The following is a 483-nucleotide window of genomic DNA, read 5'->3' as shown; positions in this document are numbered from 1 at the left end:
CATGGCGACACGTCGGGAATTGGTGGTGGCGATCACTGAGAGGTACGTCTCGGCCAGGCGGAGCGATAAGACCAAGGTTCTGGATGAGTTCGTAGCGCTGACGGGGCATCACCGCAAGCACGCGATGCGACTGCTACGAGGCGCTACGCCGGCGTCGGGAAAGGGTTCGCGGCCGGGGCGATGGGTGTATGGCGAGGACTTGCGCGCCGCGCTTGTCATGGCCTGGGAGGCGTCGGATCGAATTTGCGGTAAGCGGCTTCAGCCCTTGCTGGCGCCCCTGATCGAGGCGATGGAGCGTCACGGCCATTCCGGCATTAGCAGTGGCGCACGCGAGCAATTGCTCGCCATGAGCCCGGCCACGATCGATCGCGCCTTGAGAGAAACCAGGATCAGCGCCACGGGGCCGCGGCGGCGCAAAGCCTCGACGGCAATCCGGCGCAGCGTTCCGATCCGCACTTTCTCTGACTGGGATAACCCGGCGCC

Annotated in this window: 1 pseudogene; it reads left to right on the top strand. The window is 65.4% G+C overall.

Annotated features, from left to right (window positions below):
* Window positions 1–25: 25 nt before the first annotated feature.
* Window positions 26–483 (top strand): annotated as a pseudogene (locus GSQ92_RS22090) (ISNCY family transposase); the annotation flags it as partial.

The sequence above is a fragment of the Acidisoma sp. S159 genome (assembly GCF_009766125.1).
GTDB lineage: Bacteria > Pseudomonadota > Alphaproteobacteria > Acetobacterales > Acetobacteraceae > Acidisoma.
The sequence above is the reverse complement of the archived record's forward strand: the minus strand, read 5'-3'. Positions and strand labels throughout refer to the sequence as shown.